At 77.7% G+C, this 1023-nt stretch carries 2 protein-coding genes; both read left to right on the top strand.

The window, feature by feature from the left end; genetic code table 11:
* A partial coding sequence (locus GTW08_RS07780) for a DUF4333 domain-containing protein (RefSeq protein ID WP_161151683.1) occupies window positions 1-590 on the top strand: 590 nt, incomplete at its 5' end.
* A gap of 68 nt (window positions 591-658) precedes the next feature.
* Window positions 659-1023, top strand: a 365-nt coding sequence (locus GTW08_RS07775) for a GNAT family N-acetyltransferase (RefSeq protein ID WP_346009875.1), incomplete at its 3' end; no start/stop codon positions are given.

Below are 1023 nucleotides of genomic sequence, written 5' to 3'. Positions count from 1 at the left end.
ACCCGGCCCGCGGCGAGTCGCTGTGGGGCGACGAGGCGGGCTCCGACACCGGCACCGACGGCGGATGGGCCGTCCCGACCGGGCGCCGCGCCCGTCGCCGGGTCGTCGAGACCGGAGCCCCCACCGACGCCGTCCCCACGTCGTCACCCGGGTCGCCCTGGGCCGATGCGCAGACCACCGCGGCCGTCCCGGCCGACGGCGGGTCCGGGCCGGGCGGGTGGCAGAACCCCGGGCCCGGTGAGGACGAGCCCTGGGTCTCCCGGGACGCGGTCCGCTCCCCGTCGCGGACGCGGCTGTACATCCTGGCCGGGGTCGGCGCCGTGGTGGTGGCCGCACTCGTGGTCGGTGCCCTGTTCTGGGCGGGCGTGCTCGGCAGCGACCGGCTCGACCGCACCGCGCTGCAGGCCGGGGTCAACCAGGTCCTCACCCAGGACTACGGCCTGCAGGTCGGTGCGATCGCCTGCCCGGAGGACGTCGAGGTGTCGGCCGGCACGCAGTTCACCTGCCAGGCCGTCGTCGACGGCGAGCAGGTCGAGGTCCCCGTGGTCGTGACCAGCGACCAGGGCGACTACCAGGTCGGGCGGGTCTGACCGGGCTGCGGTGGCGGGCCGGGTAATCGGCTGGCGCACGGGGCGCGCGGACGCGAGGCTCGTCGGATGTGAGCCCCGATGACCCGTTCGCCCCGTACCCCGCCCCGCCGACCGTCGCCCCTCACACGGTCCGGACCCTGACCGACCCCGCCGACCGGCGCCGCGCGTTCGACCTGTTCCTGGGCACCCTGCACCACGGCCCGGTCACCGACGACGCGTGGGAGGCCCACGGGCAGGCCCCCGACGAGCACTGGCTCGGCGTCGCGGACCCCTCCGGTGCGCTCGTCGGGTCGGCGTACTCCTTCCCGACCCGGCTGACCCTGCCCGGCGGGGCCCGGGTCCCCGCCGCCGCGGTGAGCGGCGTCGGGGTGCGACCCGACCGGACCCGTGCCGGGCGCCTGACCGCGCTCATGCGCGCCCAGCTGACCGCGGC

The sequence above is a fragment of the Pseudonocardia sp. SID8383 genome (genome assembly GCF_009864975.1).
GTDB classification, from domain to species: Bacteria; Actinomycetota; Actinomycetes; order Mycobacteriales; family Pseudonocardiaceae; genus Pseudonocardia; species Pseudonocardia alni.
The sequence above is the reverse complement of the archived record's forward strand: the minus strand, read 5'-3'. Positions and strand labels throughout refer to the sequence as shown.